This window comes from Amycolatopsis thermophila (assembly GCF_030814215.1).
Classification (GTDB): domain Bacteria; phylum Actinomycetota; class Actinomycetes; order Mycobacteriales; family Pseudonocardiaceae; genus Amycolatopsis_E; species Amycolatopsis_E thermophila.
Genome location: NZ_JAUSUT010000001.1, coordinates 4,008,418 through 4,026,962 on the forward strand (window position 1 = coordinate 4,008,418; position 18,545 = coordinate 4,026,962).

An 18,545-nucleotide genomic window follows, 5' to 3' on the forward strand; every position below is an offset into this window, starting at 1 on the left:
GGCACCGCCGCGCGTAGACTCGCCTGAGGCGCACCGAACGCAGCCCATCAAGAACGACGTCGTTCCTCGCAGCCAGATCGTTACCGATCGGATGAGAAAATCCACACTCCGAGAGGGTGCCGTCATGTTTCCTGGGTGTTAAGGTCGCGCTAATCCAAGGGCCATCGTCGTCCCTGCAGCAGTACCGGGGGAACTTTCCGAACTGAGCACAGAGACGACGAAGGAGGTCCCCGCATGATCTTCTCCGCCAACCCGGGTAAGCAGGGCCTGTACGACCCTGCCCAGGAGCAGGACTCCTGCGGTGTGGCGATGGTGGCCGACATCCAGGGCCGCCGCACGCACGCCATCGTCACGGACGGGCTGACGGCGCTGATCAACCTGGACCACCGGGGCGCCGCGGGCGCCGAACCGACCTCCGGCGACGGTGCCGGGATCCTCGTGCAGCTCCCGGACCGGCTGCTCCGCGAGGAGGCCGGGTTCGAGCTGCCCGAACCGGACGCGCGGGGCCACCACCGCTACGCCGCCGGCATCGCGTTCCTGCCCGCCGAGGAGGAGGCGCGCGGCAAGGCCGTCGCGCTGATCGAGCGCCTCGCCGAGGAGGAGGACCTCGAGGTGCTGGGCTGGCGCGAGGTGCCGGTCGACGCCGACGGGGCGGGCATCGGCCCCACCGCCCGCTCGGTGATGCCGCACTTCGCCATGCTGTTCGTCGCCGGACGGCCGGACGCCGAGGGCGCGCGCCCATCCGGGCTGGAGCTGGACCGCCTCACCTTCTGCCTGCGCAAGCGTGCGGAGAACGAGAGCGTGGTCGCCGAATGCGGCACGTACTTCCCGTCGCTGTCCTCGCGCACGCTGGTGTACAAGGGAATGCTCACGCCCGAGCAGCTCCCGGCGTTCTTCGCCGACCTGCGCGACCCCCGGCTGACCAGTGCGATCGCCCTGGTGCACAGCCGGTTCTCCACCAACACGTTCCCGTCGTGGCCGCTGGCGCACCCGTTCCGGTTCGTCGCGCACAACGGTGAGATCAACACGATCCGCGGCAACCGCAACCGCATGCGGGCCCGCGAGGCCCTGCTCGACTCCGGTGTCATCCCGGGCGACCTGACGCGCCTCTACCCGGTGTGCTCGCCGGACGCCTCGGACTCGGCCTCGTTCGACGAGGTCCTGGAGCTGCTGCACCTGGGCGGCCGCAGCCTGCCGCACGCGGTGCTGATGATGATCCCGGAGGCCTGGGAGAACCACGCCACCATGGACGCGCAGCGTCGCGCGTTCTACCAGTTCCACGCGAGCCTGATGGAGCCGTGGGACGGCCCGGCCTGCGTCACCTTCACCGACGGCACGCTCGTCGGCGCGGTTCTGGACCGCAACGGCCTGCGCCCGTGCCGCTGGTGGCGCACCGCCGACGACCGGATCGTGCTGGCCAGCGAGGCCGGCGTGCTGGACGTGCCGCCGGACCAGGTGGTCGCGAAGGGCCGGCTCAAGCCGGGCCGCATGTTCCTGGTGGACACCGAGGCCGGCCGCATCGTCGCCGACGACGAGGTCAAGGCCCAGCTGGCCGCGCAGCACCCGTACGAGGAGTGGCTGCACGCCGGCCTGCTGCAGCTGGCCGACCTGGCCGACCGCGACCACGTCACGCAGAGCCACGACTCGGTGCTGCGCCGTCAGCTCGCCTTCGGCTACACCGAGGAGGAGCTGAAGATCCTGCTCGCGCCGATGGCCGAGAAGGGCGCCGAGCCGCTCGGGTCGATGGGCACCGACACCCCGCCCGCCGTGCTGTCCAAGCGTTCGCGTCAGCTCTACGACTACTTCAAGCAGGGCTTCGCGCAGGTGACCAACCCGCCGCTGGACGCGATCCGCGAGGAGCTCGTCACCTCGATGAGCCGGATCATGGGCCCGGAGCGCAACCTGCTCGACCCGGGTCCGGCGTCCTGCCGGCACATCCAGCTGCCCTACCCGGTGATCGACAACGACGAGCTGGCCAAGCTCATCCACATCAACGACGACGGCGACCTGCCCGGCTTCGCCTGCACCGTCCTGTCCGGACTGTTCGAAGTGGACGGCGGCGGCAAGGCGCTGGCGGAGGCGATCGAGCGCGTGCGCCGTGAGGCGTCCGAGGCGATCGCGGCCGGCGCCCGCACGCTCGTGCTGTCCGACCGGGACTCCGACCACAAGATGGCGCCGATCCCGTCGCTGCTGCTGGTCTCCGCGGTGCACCACCACCTGGTGCGCACCAAGGAGCGGCTGCGCGTGGCGCTGGTCGTGGAGAGCGGCGACGCGCGCGAGGTGCACCACATCGCGCTGCTGCTCGGCTACGGCGCCGCGGCGGTGAACCCGTACCTGGCGTTCGAGACGATCGAGGACATGATCGCGCAGGGCGCGATCACCGGGATCGAGCCGCGCCAGGCCGTGCGCAACTACGTGAACGCGCTCGTCAAGGGCGTCCTGAAGATCATGTCCAAGATGGGCATCTCGACCGTCGGCGCCTACACCGCGGCGCAGGTGTTCGAGTCCTTCGGGCTGTCGCAGGAACTGCTCGACGAGTACTTCACCGGCACGGTGTCCAAGCTCGGCGGCGTCGGTCTCGACGTGCTGGCCGAGGAGGTCGCGGTCCGGCACCGCCGGGCCTACCCGGACAACCCGACCGACCGGGTGCACCGCCGCCTGGACTCCGGTGGCGAGTACGCCTACCGCCGCGAGGGCGAGCTGCACCTGTTCACGCCGGAGACGGTGTTCCTGCTGCAGCACGCCAGCAAGACGCGTCGTGACGAGGTGTACCGCCGCTACAGCGAGGAGGTGCACCGCCTCAACCGCGAGGGCGGCGCGCTGCGCGGGCTGTTCAAGTTCCGCAACGAAGGCCGCGCACCGGTGCCCATCGAAGAAGTCGAGTCGATCGAGTCGATCTGCAAGCGGTTCAACACCGGCGCGATGTCCTACGGCTCGATCTCGGCGGAGGCGCACCAGACGCTGGCGATCGCGATGAACCGCATCGGCGGGCGCTCCAACACCGGTGAGGGCGGGGAGGACCCGGAGCGCCTCTACGACCCGGAGCGCCGCAGCGCGATCAAGCAGGTCGCCAGCGGCCGCTTCGGCGTGACGAGCGAGTACCTGGTCAACGCCGACGACATCCAGATCAAGATGGCGCAGGGCGCCAAGCCGGGCGAAGGCGGTCAGCTGCCGCCGAACAAGGTGTACCCGTGGATCGCCCGCACCCGGCACTCGACGCCCGGCGTCGGACTGATCTCGCCGCCGCCGCACCACGACATCTACTCGATCGAGGACCTGGCGCAGCTGATCCACGACCTGAAGAACGCCAACGAGCAGGCCCGCGTGCACGTCAAGCTGGTCAGCTCGCTGGGCGTCGGCACGGTCGCGGCCGGGGTGTCCAAAGCCCACGCGGACGTCGTGCTGATCTCCGGTCACGACGGCGGCACCGGCGCCTCGCCGTTGAACTCGCTCAAGCACGCGGGCACGCCGTGGGAGATCGGCCTGGCCGAGACCCAGCAGACCCTCATGCTGAACGGGCTGCGCGACCGCATCACGGTGCAGGTCGACGGCGCGATGAAGACCGGCCGCGACGTCGTGGTCGCCGCGTTGCTCGGGGCCGAGGAGTACGGCTTCGCCACCGCGCCGCTGGTCGTGGCCGGCTGCATCATGATGCGCGTCTGCCACCTCGACACCTGCCCCGTCGGTGTCGCGACGCAGAGCCCGGAGCTGCGCAAGCGGTACACCGGGCAGGCCGAGCACGTGGTGAACTACTTCCGGTTCGTCGCGCAGGAGGTCCGCGAGCTGCTGGCCGAGCTCGGTTTCCGCACGCTCGACGAGGCGATCGGCCGGGCCGACGTGCTGGACACCGACGACGCCATCGAGCACTGGAAGGCCGCCGGGCTGGACCTCGAGCCGATCTTCGAGATGCCCACCGACACCCCCTACGGCGGTGCGCGGCGCAAGATCCGCGAGCAGGACCACGGTCTGGAGCACGCCCTGGACCGCACGCTCATCCAGCTGTCCGAGGCGGCGCTGGAGGACGCGCACCCGGTGCGCCTGGAACTGCCGGTGCGCAACGTGAACCGCACCGTGGGCACGCTGCTGGGGTCGGAGATCACCCGCCGCTACGGCGGTGAGGGCCTGCCCGACGGCACCATCCACATCCGGCTCGTCGGGTCGGCGGGCCAGTCGCTGGGCGCGTTCCTGCCCCGCGGCGTCACGCTGGAGATGGTCGGCGACGCCAACGACTACGTCGGCAAGGGCCTGTCCGGCGGCCGGATCATCGTGCGCCCGCACCCGGACGCGACGTTCGCCGCCGAACGTCAGGTCATCGCGGGCAACACGCTCGCCTACGGCGCCACCGCGGGGGAGATGTTCCTGCGCGGGCAGGTCGGCGAGCGGTTCTGCGTACGCAACTCGGGCGCCACCGTCGTCGCCGAAGGGGTGGGCGACCACGCCTTCGAATACATGACCGGTGGCCGGGCCGTGGTGCTCGGGCCGACCGGGCGCAACCTCGCCGCGGGCATGTCCGGCGGCATCGGCTACGTCCTCGACCTCGACCGGGGCAGTGTCAACCCCGAGATGGTCGAGCTGCTCCCACTGGAGCCCGAGGATCTGAACTGGTTGAAGGACATCGTGACCCGTCACCACGAACTCACCCGCTCGACGGTCGCCGCGTCGCTGCTCGGTGACTGGCCCCGCCGGTCGGCGAGCTTCACCAAGGTCATGCCGCGCGACTACAAGCGCGTGCTGGAGGCGACGAAGGCCGCCAAGGCCGCGGGCCGGGACGTCGACGAGGCGATCATGGAGGTGGCGTCTCGTGGCTGACCCCAAGGGCTTCCTGAAGTACGAGCGGGTCGAGCCGCGCAAGCGCCCGTTGCAGGACCGGGCCGGGGACTGGCGCGAGGTCTACGCCGACCTCGAGCCGGCCGAGCGCGACCAGCAGGTGCGCACCCAGGCCACGCGCTGCATGGACTGCGGCATCCCGTTCTGCCACTCGTCGAGCTCGGGCTGCCCGCTGGGCAACCTGATCCCGGAGTGGAACGACCTGGTGCGCCGCGGCGACTGGGCCGCCGCCAGCGACCGGCTGCACGCGACCAACAACTTCCCGGAGTTCACCGGCAAGCTGTGCCCGGCGCCGTGCGAGGCCGGCTGCACGCTGTCCATCTCGCCGCTGTCCGGTGGGCCGGTCGCGATCAAGCGCGTCGAGGCCACGATCGCGGAGAAGGCGTGGGAACTGGGCCTGGCCCAGCCGCAGGTCGCCGAGGTGGCCAGCGGTCAGCGCGTCGCCGTGGTCGGGTCCGGCCCGGCCGGGCTCGCCGCCGCCCAGCAGCTCACCCGCGCGGGGCACGACGTGACCATCTTCGAGCGGGACGACCGGCTCGGCGGGCTGCTGCGCTACGGCATCCCCGAGTTCAAGATGGAGAAGAAGCACCTCGACAAGCGGCTGGCGCAGCTGAAGAAGGAAGGCACGCAGTTCGTCACCGGCTGCGAGGTCGGCGTCGACATCACCGTCGAGGAGCTGCGGTCGCGCTACGACGCGGTCGTGCTCGCGGTGGGCGCGCTGCGCGGCCGGGACGACACCACCACGCCCGGCCGGGATCTCGCGGGCATCCACCTGGCGATGGAGCACCTGGTGCCGGCCAACAAGCAGTGCGAGGGCGACGGGCCGTCGCCCATCCACGCGGCCGGCAAGCACGTCGTGATCATCGGCGGCGGGGACACCGGCGCCGACTCCTACGGCACCGCGGTCCGCCAGGGCGCGGCCTCGGTCACCCAGCTGGACCAGTACCCGATGCCGCCGACCACGCGGGACGACGAGCGCTCGCCGTGGCCGACGTGGCCGTACGTGCTGCGCACCTACCCGGCGCACGAAGAGGGCGGCGAGCGGAAGTTCGGTGTCGCGGTGCGGCGGTTCGTGGGCGACGAGACCGGGCACGTGCGCGCGATCGAGCTGCAGCGGGTCAAGGTCAGCAAGGACCCGGAGACCGGGCGCCGCGAGGTCGTGCCGGTTTCGGGCGAGGTCGAGGAGATCCCGGCCGACCTGGTGCTGTTCGCGATCGGTTTCGAGGGCGTGGAGCACATGCGGCTGCTCGACGACCTGGGCATCTCGCTGACCAGGCGCGGCACCATCTCGTGCGGTCCGGACTGGCAGACCGAGGCGCCGGGTGTCTTCGTCTGCGGCGACGCCCACCGTGGCGCGTCGCTGGTGGTGTGGGCGATCGCGGAGGGCCGCTCGGTGGCCAACGCGGTCGACGCCTACCTGACCGGCGCGTCCGACCTGCCGGCGCCGGTGCACCCGACCGCGCTGCCGCTCGCGGTCGTCTAGTTCGCTGCCCCTCGGCCGTTCGGGCTCACCCAGGGCCCGAACGGCCGATTGTTCACCCCGTCGTGGCCGCTTAGCTTTCCCGTAGCGACGACGACGAACGGGTGGGCGGCATGAAGCGAACAGGTCTCCGGGCAGCAATCCTCGCGGCGGTCGCCGCACTCGCGACAGCCGTGCTGTCCACTCCGGCCACCGCGGCCCACGCGGCGTCGGGCCCGGCCGTGCACCCGCTCGGCGGCGGCGCGGCCGAGTACTGGACCCCGGAGAAGATGCGCTCCGCCAGGCCGCTGGACGGTCTGATGGCCGACGCGAAGAACCTCGCCGCCGACGTCACGGCCGGTGTGCCGCGGCTGCTCCCGTCGCGGACGTCGAAGGTGAGCACCGGTGCCCCGTGGACCGGTGGCGGTGCCGTCACCCACACCGCGGGCCGGGTCTTCTTCACCTTCAACGGTTCGCCGGCCTCGTGCAGCGGCGACGCGGTCACCAGCGCCAACCGCAGCGTCGTGATCACCGCCGGGCACTGCGTGAAGTACCAGGGCAGCTGGCACACCAACTGGGTCTTCGTGCCGGGCTACGACAACGGCAGCGCGCCCTACGGTGAATGGGCCGCGACCGCCACGCTCACCACGCCGCAGTGGCAGGCGAGCGAGGACCTCAACTACGACGTCGGCGCCGCGGTGGTGGCCCCGCTCAACGGCCAGTACCTCACCGACGTGGTGGGTTCCCAGGGCATCGCCTTCAACCAGGCGCGGGGACGGGCGATGTACAGCTTCGGCTACCCGGCCGAGCCGCCCTACGACGGCCGCAAGCTGACCTACTGCGCCGGCAGCACCTTCAACGACACGTTCGGCAGCAACGACCTCGGCATGCGCTGCGACATGACCGGCGGTTCCAGCGGCGGGCCGTGGTTGCTGAACTTCAACACCGCGACCGGCGCCGGCGTGCAGAACTCGGTCAACAGCTTCGGCTACACGTTCCTGCCCGGCGTGATGTTCGGACCGTACTTCGGCTCCGACGCCGAGGCGCTGTACGACACCGCGCAGGCCCGCTGACCCGTCACCGGCGCGGCAGTACGGCGAGGTCGCCGTACTGCCCGCCGCGCACCCGGTCCGGCGCGAACAGCCCGGCCAGTTCGGCGAGGTCGTCCGCGCTGAGCGGCACCCCGGTGGCGGCGACGTTCTCCCGCACGTACTTCGCCCGCTTGGTGCCCGGGATCGGGGCGATGTCGTGCGGCTGGGCGAGCAGCCACGCCAGCGCGACCTGGCCGGGTGTGTGCCCGCGGGCTTCGCTGAACTCCTTGAGCGCCTCGACCAGGCGGAGGTTCTCGGCGAAGTTCTCGGCGCGGAACTTCGGCAGGGTGGCCCGGAAGTCGTCGGCCGGGAAGGATGTGCCGGCCGAGAAGGTGCCGGCGAGTGCGGCCCGGCCGAGCGGGCTGAAGGGCACGACGGTGATGCCCAGCTCCCGGCACGCGGGCAGCACTTCCCGCTCGATCCCCCGCTCCCACAGCGAGTATTCACTCTGCAGCGCCGAAATCGGGGCAACGGCCGACGCCCGCCGCAGGATGTCCGCACCGACGTTGCTGAGGCCGAGCACGCGCACCTTGCCGGCCTCGACGAGTTCCGCCATCGCCCCGACGGTCTCCTCGACCGGCACCCGCTCGTCCAGCCGGTGGGCGTAGTACACGTCGATGTGGTCGATGCCCAGGCGTCGCAGGCTGGCGTCGCACGCCTGCTTCACGTACTCCGGGCGCCCGTCGATCTCGATGCCGTTCCCGGTGGGGCGGGCACCGAACTTGGTGCCGATCACCACCTCGTCCCGGCGGTCCCGCACGGCCCGGCCGAGCAGCCGCTCGTTGTGCCCGAACCCGCGCTGTTCCTGACCGGTCGCCGCGCCCGCCGCCCCGTAGACGTCCGAGGTGTCGAAGAAGTCGACACCGGCATCGAGGGCCGCGTGGATGGTCGCGACCGACTCGTCCTCGTCGGCCGGGCCGTAGAACTGGGACATGCCCATGCAGCCCAGCCCGATCGGCCGGATGCGGATGTCGCTGTGTCCCAGCGTGATTCGTGCCGTGCCCATGTCGCCCTTCCCAGCCGCGAATTAACAGTCCGGTGGACCGCTAACTTCGACAATAGCAGTCCGGTGGACCCATGACCAAGACCGGTGGACCGTTAGGATGCGACGCCATGAGCCCGCCAGCGGATTTCCAGCGCGCGCGCAGGCCGGAACAGCGGGAGCAGCGCCGGCGCGCCATCCTGGACGCCACCGAGGCGCTGCTGGCCGAGGTCCCCGTCGAGGACATCAGCCTGCGTGAGCTGAGCCGGCGGCTGGGCACCTCGAAGACCAACGTCGTGCGCTACTTCGAGACCCGGGAAGGCGTGCTGCTCGCCCTGCTCAACCGCACCCGGTCCGCCTGGCTGGACGAGCTGGACGAGCGGTTGCCGCCGGGACCGGTGCACGCCGATGAACTCGTCACGATCTGGGCGGACTCACTCGCCGAACGGCCGTTGCTGTGCCAGTTGTGGAGCCTGTTGCCGACGGTGCTGGAGCGGAACGTGTCGGCCGCGTCGGTCCGCTCCTACAAGCTCACCGACCTCGACCACCGCACGCGGCTGGCGCGGCTGGTCAGCGAGCGGGTGCCCGCGCTCGACGAGGCGACCGCCCTGCACCTGACGCGCATCGCCGTCGTCGCGCTGACCGGCCTCTGGCCGTTCTGCACTCCCACCCCCGCCATCGTCGAGGCGACCAGCGATCCGCGACTGCGGGAATCCTGCGTCGAATTCGCCACGGCGTACACCGACATCCTGCGCATCACGACCGCGGGCCTGCTCGCCCGCGGCGAGGGTTCGGCGGCGCCGGGCGCGTGAGTTCGGCCCCGGGGGCCGGCCCCGCCACCTCGGGGCGGATCGTCCCAGCGCACCCCATATCCTGGGGTGGTGAACTGGACCGTGGACGTGCCCGTCGACACCCTCCCCGAGCTGCCGCCCCTGCCGCCGGAGCTGCGCGCCAAGCTGGACGACGCCCTGTCCCGCCCGGCCGCCCAGCAGCCCGAGTGGCCGGACGCCGGCGCGGTGAACCGGGTCCGCCACCTGCTCGAAGCCGTCCCGCCGATCACCGTTCCCGCCGAGATCGACCGGCTCCAGGACCGGCTCGCGATGGTGGCCCGCGGCGAGGCGTTCCTGCTGCAGGGCGGGGACTGCGCCGAGACGTTCGAGTCCAACACCGAGCCGCACATCCGCGCCAACCTGCGCACGCTCCTGCAGATGGCCGTCGTGCTCACCTACGGCGCCAGCCTGCCGGTCGTGAAGGTCGGGCGCATCGCCGGCCAGTACGCCAAGCCGCGCTCCAACAACACCGACGCGCTCGGCCTGCCCGTCTACCGCGGCGACATCGTCAACTCGCTCGTCGCCAAGCCCGAGCTGCGCGTCCCCGACCCGGGCCGGATGATCCGCGCCTACGCCAACTCCGGCGCGGCGATGAACCTGGTCCGCGCCCTCACCGGCGCCGGCATGGCCGACCTGGCCCAGGTGCACGACTGGAACAAGGACTTCGTGCGCACCTCGCCCGCGGGCGAGCGGTACGAGGCGCTGGCCGGCGAGATCGACCGCGGCCTGCGGTTCATGTCCGCCTGCGGCGTCACCGACACCTCGCTGCACTCCACCGAGATCTTCGCCAGCCACGAGGCCCTGCTGCTCGACTACGAGCGCGCCATGCTGCGCATGGACAACGCCAACGCGGCCAACCCGAAGCTGTACAACCTCTCGTCGCACTTCCTGTGGATCGGCGAGCGCACCCGCCAGCTCGACGGCGCCCACATCGCGCTCGCCGAGCTGCTGGCCAACCCGATCGGCGTCAAGATCGGCCCGACCACCACCCCCGACCAGGCGGTGGAGTACGTCGAGCGGCTCGACCCGCGCAACGAGCCCGGCCGCGTCACCCTGATCTCCCGCATGGGCAACGGCAAGGTCCGCGAGGTGCTGCCGCACATCGTGGAGAAGGTCGAGGCCACCGGCCACAAGGTCATCTGGCAGTGCGACCCGATGCACGGCAACACCCACGAGTCGCCCAGCGGCTACAAGACCCGCCACTTCGACCGCATCATCGACGAGGTCCAGGGCTTCTTCGAGGTGCACCACAAGCTGGGCAGCTACCCCGGCGGCATCCACATCGAGCTGACCGGCGAGGACGTCACGGAGTGCCTCGGCGGCGCGCAGGAGATCTCCGACTCCGACCTCGCCGGCCGCTACGAGACCGCCTGCGACCCGCGGCTGAACACGCAGCAGTCGCTGGAGCTGGCGTTCCTGGTCGCGGAGATGCTCCGCGGCTGACGTCAGACCGCGAAGCTGTCCTCGGCCGCCTCACGCGGCCGCTGCAGGGGGGCCGGGAGCTCGAACTCGGCCACCGTCCGCCACGGCACGTGCTCGTCGTCGCCCGCGACCAGGCGGACGCAGTCGATGCGGGCCCGGATCGGCAGCGCCGCCGCGAGGTCGGCCGCGGCCCGGCGGCGTGCCCGCGCGTCGCCCGTGCGGTGGTCGGCCACCGTCAGGTGGGGGACCGTGTCGGGGTGCTCACCGCCGTAGGGCTGGTGCGCCGGGAACCGCTCGCACACCGCCCGCGTCAACGCCCGGAAGTGGTCGTCCGGCTCCGGTGCGAGCCACACCACCTCCTGACCGAACCAGCCGACCTGGGAGAACGCGCAGTCGAACGCCTCGATCCCGATCAGGGCCGCCTCCAGGTCCGCCACCGTCCCGGCGTCGATCTGCCGCGGCGGCACGAACGGGTACAGAACGGTCACGTGAGCCGGTACGGTGCGCCGGTGCCGGGTGACCAGGTGGTCGGTTTCCGGGACGGGGACGATGATGGCACTCTTCGTGGCACGGCGGAGCCACGGCGCGTCGGGGACCGGCATGGCTTCATCATGACTGAAGCGGGCGGAGAAGTTTAGATCGACCGCTCGTACAGAGCAGCGGCCGACTTGAGCACGGCGTCCCGCAGCGACCCCGTGTCCGGCACCGTGTCGCCGTTCAGCTGTAGTCCGATGTGGACGTGGTCGCGGTAGGTCGCGGCCGCGATGCCGACCGCGTGCCGCGGCGCCAACGGGACGAACGGGTAGATCTCGCACAACCGTGCCCCGTCCAGCGACAGGTCCAGCTTCGGCAGCGGCACGTTCGTGATCACGGTGTCGAACAGGGCGCCGGCGGCGCGTCCGGTCACCTTCGCCGCCATCCGGTGCAGCACCGGCGGCAGCCGGTCGGCAAGCACCGGCAGGGCACCGGCGCCGCGCTGCGGTCCGGCCGCCTTGTTCCGGTCCATCGACCACCGGATCTCCCGCAGCCGCCGCACCGGATCGTCCAGGTGCACCGGCAGATCGCACAGGTAGCCGGACAATTGGTTGGAACCCCAGCCGCCGTCGCGCGCCCGCGTGCTGACCGGGATCAGTGCCCGCAGCGTGCGTGCGTCCGGCCGCTGCCCGCGGTTGATCATCCAGTCCCGCAGCGCGCCGGCCAGCACGGCGAGCACGACGTCGTTGGGGGTACCGCCGTGCGCGCCGCGGATGGTGCGGATGTCCGACAGCGGCAGCCGGACGAACCCCAGCCGGCGGGCGGCCGAATCCGGGGCGCTCAGCGGCGACGACGGGTACGGCCGCGCGGCCCGCAGGATCGCCGACGCGATCGCCGCGTTCTCACCGGCCTGGCCGATCGCGCCGGTCACCCCGTCGCGCAACGCCTCCAGCGGCGACCGCGGGTCGGCCGGAGGGTCGGCCGCGTCGACGAGCATCCGGGTGATCGGCAGTTCGTCGAGCAGGCCGGCGGCCACCGCGAAGGCGCCCGCGCCGTCGGTGAACGCGTGGTGCAGCTTGAGCAGCAACGCGAACCGGTTTTCTGCAAGACCCGTCACCAGGTGGACGTCCCACAACGGCCGGTCCATCGGCAACGGCTGCTCGATCCACTCGGCCGCGTACGCCGCCAGCGGGTCGTCGGCGTAGAACCCGGTGAGCCGGTGGACGTGAACGTGGTCGTGCGGATCGAACTCCGGGTCCTCGGCCCAGGACGCGCCGCCCGGCGGGAACAGCGACGGCCGGACCCGCCGGCGCAGGCGGGGGATCCGGGCGGCGCGGCGCGCCAGCAGCGCGGCCAGCGCCCCGGGGTCGACCGGCCCGTCCGGTTGGAGGATCACCGCCGCCCCCATGTGCATCGGGGTGGATTCTCCTTCCAGGCAAAGGAAAGCCACGTCCAGCCCACTGAGCTGACGGCCAGCCATAGACGACCCCTCTACGGTCGGTGACACGGGATTGCCTGCTACTCGAGCAAACGGACGTGACGAAACGGTAGTCCATTTGTTTCGGCAGCGCTAACGGCTCCCAATTCTCACTCGAATGGGGTATCGGTCCTTTGTGGACGGCGGTGGTGGGTGTTCTCCCCGTTGATCAAGGAAATACTTGCAGTTTCACCTTTTTGCCGCGTTCCACCCGTTCACCCGGCTCGGGATCCTGCCCGATCACGATGGAGAAGTTGCGCGCCTTTCCCTCGACGTCGGCCTGCAGGCCCGCGTCCGAGAGCAGCTGGATGGCGTCCGGCACGGGGCGTCCGATCACCGACGGCACGTCGACCGCCGTGGAGGTGTAGACGCCGACGCGCTTAGCACCCTGGCCGTCGATGGTGGTTCCGGCTGCCGGAGTGGTGCGGGTGACGCTGCCGCCCGGCACGTCCTCGGAGAACTCGGTGCCGGCGTCGTAGGGCTCGAACCCGGCGTTCCGCAGCCGCTGGAAGGCGTCGTCGCGGCTCAATCCGGCGACACTGGGCACCGGCGTCGGCGGCGCGCCCTTGGACAGGGCGATTTTCACCGCCGAGCCGATCGGCAGCTGCGTTCCCGGCTGCGGGTCCACCGACAGCACCTTGCCGGCCGGCACCGAGGTGCTGTAGCCGTCGGCACCCGCGTCCCGTTGCGGCGTGAGCCCGGCCTCCTTGACGGCCGCCTCCGCCTGCTCGAGGCCGGTGCCCTGGGCGATGTCGGGCACGGTGGGTCGGCCGGCCGACAGCTTCACGGTGACCGTGCTGCCCTTCTTCGCCGACGCCCCGGCCATCGGGTCGGTGGCGATCACCTTGCCCGCCGGCACGGTGTTGTGCCGCTCGCGCACCACCGTCGACGACAACCCGGCGTCGTGCAGGGTCTTCTCGGCGGTGACCTGGTCGAGCCCGGCGAGGGACGGGACGGCGACCGTCTCGGCCGCGTCCTGGCCGACGGTGAACCACCAGACGCCGGTGCCGAGCACGGCGGCGAGCAGCACGGCGATCACGGTCCACAGCACGACCGGGCGGCGCCGGACCAGCGCGGGCCGCTCGTCGCGCGGCGGAGCGGGCGGTGGCGGCGGCACGGGCGCGCCCTGCGGCCGGATCAGCGCCTGGGTGCCGCGCGGCCCGGTGGCCGGGGTCGCGGTGACCACCGGTGAGAACGCGGGCACGGTCTGCTCCGGGTCGGCCGGCGCGGGCGCGGTCTGCTTGGCGGGCGCCGGCGGGACCTCCTTGGCGGGCAGGACCGGGATCGGCGCGGGCGCGATGCCCAGCGCCGCCCGCACGCGCCGCAGTTCCTGCAGGAAGGTTCCGGCATCCGCGGGCCGGGCCTGGAGATCGCGTCGCGTCGCGCGCAGCACCAGGTCGTCCAGCGCCGCGGGGATTCCCGGCTCGATCGCGCTGGGAGCCGGGACGTCGTCGTTGACGTGCCGGTAGGCCACCGAGATGGCCGTGTCACCGGTGTAGGGCACCTGGCCGGTCAGCATCTCGTAGAGCACGATGCCGGCCGAGTAGACGTCGCCGCGCTCGCCGGCCGCCCCGGTCGTGACCTGCTCGGGTGCCAGGTAGGAGACGGTGCCGAGGATGATGCTCGAACTCGTGGTGCCCGCGCTGGCCACGGCGCGCACGAGGCCGAAGTCGGCGACCTTCACCACCCCGGCCGGCGGGTGGCCGGCGTGACCGATGAGCACGTTCTCCGGTTTCACGTCCCGGTGCACGAGCCCGGCCTGGTGCGCGGCGGAGAGGGCGGAGAGCATCTGCTCGGCCACGCTCAGCGCCAGCGGCACGTCCAGCTTGCCCCGCTGGTCGAGCAGGTCCCGCAGCGTGCCGCCGTCGACCAGCTCCATCACCAGGAACACGTGCGAGCGGTCGCCGGCCACGTCGACGCCCTGGTCGTGCACGGTCACCACGTTCGGGTGGTGCAGTTTGGCCGCCAGCCGCGCCTCGCGCTCGAACCGCTCGACGAACGACCGGTCGTCGGCGAACCGCGGGTCCATGATCTTGATGGCGACCGGCCGGTCCAGCCTCGTGTCCGAGCCCCGGTAGACGGCCGACATGCCGCCCCGCGCGAGGAGGCCGTCGACCCGGTAACGCCGCTCCAGGAGCGCTCCGGCCAGGCTGGTTTCCGTGCTCGTCACGCGCCCGATCGTACGGACTTCGGCGAAGCCGGTGTCCCCGCCCCGGGCGCGGCCGGTTGAGGTTTCGTTACGCCGTTCGCATGAGATTGCGGACAACCAGGCCAGATGTGGCACCCTGTCTTGCGTGAGTGCGATCCCAGTCGCTGATGACGTTCTCGACGCCGGCGTTCCCGTGCTGGAGCTGGCGCAGGTCGCCCGGGAGATCGGGCTGTCGGTGAACAAGGTCCGGCAGTTGCTGCGGGACGGTCAGCTGCTCGCGGTGCGCCGCGACGGCGACCTGATGGTGCCCGCCGACTTCCTGGTCGACGGCCAGGTCGTCAAGGGCCTGACCGGCCTGCTGACGGTGCTCGCCGACGCGGGCTTCAGCCGCACCGAGATGCTGCGCTGGCTGTACGAGGCCGACGAGTCCCTCCCCGGCACCACGCCGATCAACGCCCTGCGCACCAACCACGGCACGGAAGTGAAGCGCCGCGCGCAGGCGATGGCGTTCTAGTGGCCGGGGGCGGCGCCGGACCGCGCCGCCCCCGCCCGCTCAGCCGTTCTGGGCGTCGCGCCAGGAGATCCACTTCTGCAGCGCGCCCAGGTCGTAGTCCGGGCCGCCCACGCCGACGGTGAAGGTGCTCACGCCCAGCTCGCGCAGCCGCGGGCCGACCTCCTCCGGGTCGCCCTGGGTGCCGACCGAGATCTCGATCTCGGCGAAGTCGCGGCCCACGTCCTGGCAGTGCTGCCGCAGGATGCCGACCTTGCGCTCGACGGTCTCGGCGTCGCCGAAGCCGTGCCAGATGTCGGCGTGCTTGGCGACCAGGCGCAGCGTCTTCTTCTCGCCGCCACCGCCGATCAGCACCGGGATCTTGCGGGTGGGTGCCGGGTTGAGCTTGCTCAGCCGGGACTCGATGCGCGGCAGCGCCTCGGCCAGGTCGTCCAGCCGCCCCCCGGCGGTGCCGAACTCGTAGCCGTACTCGGTGTAGTCCTTTTCGAACCAGCCGGAGCCGATGCCCAGGATCAGGCGGCCGTCGCTGATGTGGTCGACCGTGCGGGCCATGTCGGCGAGCAGTTCCGGGTTGCGGTAGCTGTTGCAGGTGACGAGCGCGCCGATCTCGACCCGCGAGGTCGACTCCGCCCACGCGCCCAGCATCGTCCAGCACTCGAAGTGCTTGCCGTCGGGGTCGCCGTACAGCGGGTAGAAGTGGTCCCAGTTGAAGACGATGTCCGCGCCCAGGTCCTCGGCCGCGGACGCGGTGCTGCGGATGGTCTTGTAGTCGGCGTGCTGGGGCTGGAGCTGCAGCCCGATCCGGATCGGTTTGACGGAAGCGGTCATGGCGCCAGCCTAGCCACATCGGTTCCGGCCTGCGCGTCGCCGCGAAGCCTTGTCCCGCACGGACTTCCACCTGGATCGCGCTCCAGGTGGAAGTCCACTGTGTACTCAGGAGGTGCGCTGGGTGGCGAGCTCGGCGAGCTCGGCGAGGCGGCTCGCCGCGGGTTCGGCCAGCTCGGCGCGTTCCAGCGCGGTCAGCGCGGTCCCGGTGAGCGCCGTGATGCGCTCCTCGACCGCGTCGACGGCGCCGACCTCGGTCAGCGTCCGGCGCACGGTGTCCACCTCGGCGTCGCTGAGGTCGGCGCCGACCGCGTCCGCGATGAGCTTGTGCCGTTCCGGGTCCTCGGCCAGCTGCAGGCCGAGCGCGACCAGCAGCGTGCGCTTGCCCTCGCGCAGGTCGTCCCCGGCGGGCTTGCCGGTGACCGACGGGTCGCCGAACACGCCGAGCAGGTCGTCGCGCAGCTGGAACGCCACGCCCAGGTCGTCGCCGAACTCGCGCAGCCGCGCGATCCGGTCGTCGTCCGCGCCGGCCAGCGCGGCGCCGAGGTGCAGCGGCCGCTGCACGGTGTAGGCCGCGGTCTTGAGGCGGCACACCCGCAACGCGGCCTCGGGCGAGATGTCGCCGGTGGCCTGCGTGCGCACGTCGAGGTACTGGCCGGCCAGCACCTCGGTGCGCATCGCGCGCCACGCGGGGCGGGCGGCGGCCAGCGTCCCGGCGGGCAGCGGCGCGCCGGCGAACATGTCGTCCGCCCAGGCCAGCGCGAGGTCACCGATGAGCACGGACGCGGCCAGCCCGAACGTCTCCGGCGCGCCCAGCCAGCCGTTCGCCCGGTGCTCGCGGGCGTAGGAGACGTGCACCGTGGGACGGCCGCGCCGCGAATCGGAGGAGTCGATCAGGTCGTCGTGGATCAGCGCGCACGCCTGCACCAGTTCCAGGCTGGCGACGGCCTGGAGCACGCCTTCCGCGTCCGGGCCCTCCGGGTCGCCGCCCGCACCGCGCCAGGCCCACCAGGCGAACGTCGGCCGCAACCGCTTGCCGCCGCCGAGCACGAACGCGGTGAGGGTGTCGACGCCGGATCCGAACGCGGGCTCGTCCGCCCGGACGGCCGCGCCCGCCTCGGTCAGGAACGCGGCCAGGTGGCGTTCCAGGTGCTGGGGCAGGTCGGCGTCGAAGTCCATGCGCCTATCGTCGGTGACCGCGGCCGGGCGCGCTGGGCGGGGTGGCCGCGATGTGATCGGCGCCCGTAGGCTCGGCACGTGGCCACCTTGGTGACATTTCACGCCCATCCCGACGACGAGTGCATCGCCTGCGGCGGGGTCATGCGCAAGGCCTTCGAGGAGGGGCACCGCGTGGTGCTCGTCGTCGCGACCCGCGGCGAGCACGGTGAGGTCCCGCCCGGCTTCCTGGGCGACGGCGAACCGCTGTGGCAGCGGCGGGTCGAGGAGACCAGGGCAGCGGCCGAGATCCTCGGCGCGAAACGGCTGGAGTTCCTGGGCTACACCGACTCCGGGATGATGGGCACCCCGGAGAACGACCTGCCCGGCTCCTTCTGGCAGGCGCCGGTGGAGGAGGCGGCCCAGCGGCTCGCGGCGATCCTGCGCGAGGAGAACGCCGACGTGCTGACCGTGTACGACGACTACGGCACCTACGGCCACCCCGACCACATCCAGGTGCACCGCGTCGGGATGCGCGCGGCCGAGCTCGCCGGCACGCCGCGCGTGTACCAGAGCACGGCCAACCGCGACCACGTGCGCGCCGGGCTCGAAGTGTTCGCCGCCCGTGCCGCAGACACCGGCGTCCAGATCCCCGGTGTCGACGGCCTGGCCGAGCTCGGCAAGCCGGCCGCGGAGATCACCGCCGCGGTCGACGTGACGCCGTGGCTGGGCGTCAAACGGGCGGCGATGCGCGCGCACGCGAGCCAGATCAGCGAGCAGTCGCTGTTCCTGGCGATGCCCGACGACGCGTTCGCCCACACCTTCGGCACCGAGTGGTTCATCCGCGCGGGCCAGGGCCCGGGCATCACCGAGACGGATCTGCTGGCCGGTCTCTAGGGTTCGACGAGCCCGATCCGCACCCGGCCGTCCGCGTCCACCGACCAGCCGGAGTTGTGCGCGATCTCCCAGATCAGGCCGATCGGGTCGCGGAAGTGGCCGTGGTAGCCCCCGAACGCGGCCTTCTGCCCGGGTTTCAGGATCGTCGCCCCGGCCTCCGCCGCGGCGTCCAGGCAGCGGTCGACGGCGTCGGGGCCGGGCAGGTTGTGCGACAGGGTCAGCCCGGCGGGGCCGGTGACGCCGGTGGTGTTCAGGTCCTCGGCGAACTTGACGGCGTCGAACAGGCCGAGCGCGACGCCGGGGGCGACCTGGAAGAACAGGATCTCGCCGGGCACGTCCAGCAACGGCTCCCAGCCCAGGCCGCTCACGTAGAACTTCCGCGCGGCGTCGAGGTCCCTGGTCGACACCGTGATGATCTGCACGCTTTGCTCCATACTCGGCAGCAT

At 71.8% G+C, this 18,545-nt stretch carries 14 protein-coding genes; 7 read left to right on the forward strand and 7 right to left on the reverse strand.

The window, feature by feature from the left end:
• Nucleotides 1-234: 234 nt before the first annotated feature.
• The 3 genes from gltB (at nucleotide 235) to FB470_RS19715 (ending at nucleotide 7,359) form a co-directional block, all read left to right on the forward strand.
• Complete coding sequence (gene gltB, locus FB470_RS19705) at nucleotides 235-4,809, forward strand: glutamate synthase large subunit (RefSeq protein WP_306993563.1); 4,575 nt, start codon at nucleotides 235-237, stop codon at nucleotides 4,807-4,809.
• On the forward strand, nucleotides 4,802-6,310 hold the full coding sequence (locus tag FB470_RS19710; RefSeq protein WP_306993564.1) for a glutamate synthase subunit beta: 1,509 nt from the start codon (nucleotides 4,802-4,804) through the stop codon (nucleotides 6,308-6,310). Before gltB ends, FB470_RS19710 begins: the two co-directional genes overlap by 8 nt.
• 110 nt (nucleotides 6,311-6,420) lie before the next feature.
• Nucleotides 6,421-7,359, forward strand: coding sequence for a trypsin-like serine peptidase (locus FB470_RS19715; protein ID WP_306993566.1), 939 nt, complete (start codon nucleotides 6,421-6,423; stop codon nucleotides 7,357-7,359).
• A 4-nt stretch (nucleotides 7,360-7,363) separates the two neighbouring features.
• Here FB470_RS19715 and FB470_RS19720 read toward each other — a convergent pair whose 3' ends face one another.
• Nucleotides 7,364-8,383 (reverse strand): aldo/keto reductase, encoded by a 1,020-nt coding sequence (locus FB470_RS19720; protein WP_306993568.1) that lies wholly within the window; start codon nucleotides 8,381-8,383, stop codon nucleotides 7,364-7,366.
• A gap of 107 nt (nucleotides 8,384-8,490) precedes the next feature.
• On the opposite strand from FB470_RS19720, the gene FB470_RS19725 reads away from it, so the two are divergent.
• Entirely contained in the window at nucleotides 8,491-9,171 is a 681-nt protein-coding gene (locus tag FB470_RS19725; RefSeq protein ID WP_306993570.1) for a TetR family transcriptional regulator, read from the forward strand.
• 69 nt (nucleotides 9,172-9,240) lie between these two features.
• A complete protein-coding gene (locus FB470_RS19730; RefSeq protein ID WP_306993571.1) occupies nucleotides 9,241-10,632 on the forward strand; it encodes a class II 3-deoxy-7-phosphoheptulonate synthase in 1,392 nt (463 codons plus the stop codon).
• Nucleotides 10,633-10,634: 2 nt separating this feature from the next.
• On the opposite strand, the gene FB470_RS19735 is transcribed toward FB470_RS19730, so the two are convergent.
• The 3 genes from FB470_RS19735 to pknB form a co-directional block, all read right to left on the reverse strand.
• Nucleotides 10,635-11,213: a 2'-5' RNA ligase family protein gene (locus tag FB470_RS19735; protein ID WP_306993572.1), complete on the reverse strand. Its 579-nt coding sequence runs from the start codon at nucleotides 11,211-11,213 to the stop codon at nucleotides 10,635-10,637.
• Nucleotides 11,214-11,245: 32 nt separating this feature from the next.
• Nucleotides 11,246-12,565, reverse strand: coding sequence for a wax ester/triacylglycerol synthase family O-acyltransferase (locus tag FB470_RS19740; protein WP_306993573.1), 1,320 nt, complete (start codon nucleotides 12,563-12,565; stop codon nucleotides 11,246-11,248).
• 166 nt (nucleotides 12,566-12,731) lie between these two features.
• Nucleotides 12,732-14,732, reverse strand: a complete 2,001-nt coding sequence (gene pknB / locus FB470_RS19745; protein WP_306993575.1) for a Stk1 family PASTA domain-containing Ser/Thr kinase — start codon at nucleotides 14,730-14,732, stop codon at nucleotides 12,732-12,734.
• Nucleotides 14,733-14,856: 124 nt separating this feature from the next.
• Between pknB and FB470_RS19750 the strand changes: the two genes are divergently transcribed.
• On the forward strand, nucleotides 14,857-15,225 hold the full coding sequence (locus tag FB470_RS19750; RefSeq protein ID WP_306993577.1) for an Rv2175c family DNA-binding protein: 369 nt from the start codon (nucleotides 14,857-14,859) through the stop codon (nucleotides 15,223-15,225).
• Nucleotides 15,226-15,264: 39 nt separating this feature from the next.
• Here the strand turns inward: FB470_RS19750 and FB470_RS19755 are convergent, their stop codons facing one another.
• Nucleotides 15,265-16,050 (reverse strand): LLM class F420-dependent oxidoreductase, encoded by a 786-nt coding sequence (locus tag FB470_RS19755; protein WP_306993579.1) that lies wholly within the window; start codon nucleotides 16,048-16,050, stop codon nucleotides 15,265-15,267.
• A gap of 105 nt (nucleotides 16,051-16,155) precedes the next feature.
• On the reverse strand, nucleotides 16,156-17,226 hold the full coding sequence (locus FB470_RS19760; protein ID WP_306993581.1) for a polyprenyl synthetase family protein: 1,071 nt from the start codon (nucleotides 17,224-17,226) through the stop codon (nucleotides 16,156-16,158).
• Nucleotides 17,227-17,304: 78 nt separating this feature from the next.
• Between FB470_RS19760 and FB470_RS19765 the strand changes: the two genes are divergently transcribed.
• Nucleotides 17,305-18,099: a PIG-L family deacetylase gene (locus FB470_RS19765; RefSeq protein ID WP_306993583.1), complete on the forward strand. Its 795-nt coding sequence runs from the start codon at nucleotides 17,305-17,307 to the stop codon at nucleotides 18,097-18,099.
• Here FB470_RS19765 and FB470_RS19770 read toward each other — a convergent pair.
• Nucleotides 18,096-18,533, reverse strand: a complete 438-nt coding sequence (locus tag FB470_RS19770) for a VOC family protein (protein ID WP_306993585.1) — start codon at nucleotides 18,531-18,533, stop codon at nucleotides 18,096-18,098. The two genes, FB470_RS19765 and FB470_RS19770, sit on opposite strands and share 4 nt — an antisense overlap.
• Nucleotides 18,534-18,545: the final 12 nt, after the last annotated feature.

Coding starts and splice junctions, on each gene's coding strand:
- gltB (WP_306993563.1), top strand. CDS start 235: ATGATCTTCTCCGCCAACCCGGGTAAGCAGGGCCTGTACGACCCTGCC.
- FB470_RS19715 (WP_306993566.1), top strand. CDS start 6,421: ATGAAGCGAACAGGTCTCCGGGCAGCAATCCTCGCGGCGGTCGCCGCA.
- FB470_RS19720 (WP_306993568.1), bottom strand. CDS start 8,383: ATGGGCACGGCACGAATCACGCTGGGACACAGCGACATCCGCATCCGG.
- FB470_RS19725 (WP_306993570.1), top strand. CDS start 8,491: ATGAGCCCGCCAGCGGATTTCCAGCGCGCGCGCAGGCCGGAACAGCGG.
- FB470_RS19735 (WP_306993572.1), bottom strand. CDS start 11,213: ATGCCGGTCCCCGACGCGCCGTGGCTCCGCCGTGCCACGAAGAGTGCC.
- FB470_RS19740 (WP_306993573.1), bottom strand. CDS start 12,565: ATGGCTGGCCGTCAGCTCAGTGGGCTGGACGTGGCTTTCCTTTGCCTG.
- FB470_RS19755 (WP_306993579.1), bottom strand. CDS start 16,050: ATGACCGCTTCCGTCAAACCGATCCGGATCGGGCTGCAGCTCCAGCCC.
- FB470_RS19760 (WP_306993581.1), bottom strand. CDS start 17,226: ATGGACTTCGACGCCGACCTGCCCCAGCACCTGGAACGCCACCTGGCC.
- FB470_RS19770 (WP_306993585.1), bottom strand. CDS start 18,533: ATGGAGCAAAGCGTGCAGATCATCACGGTGTCGACCAGGGACCTCGAC.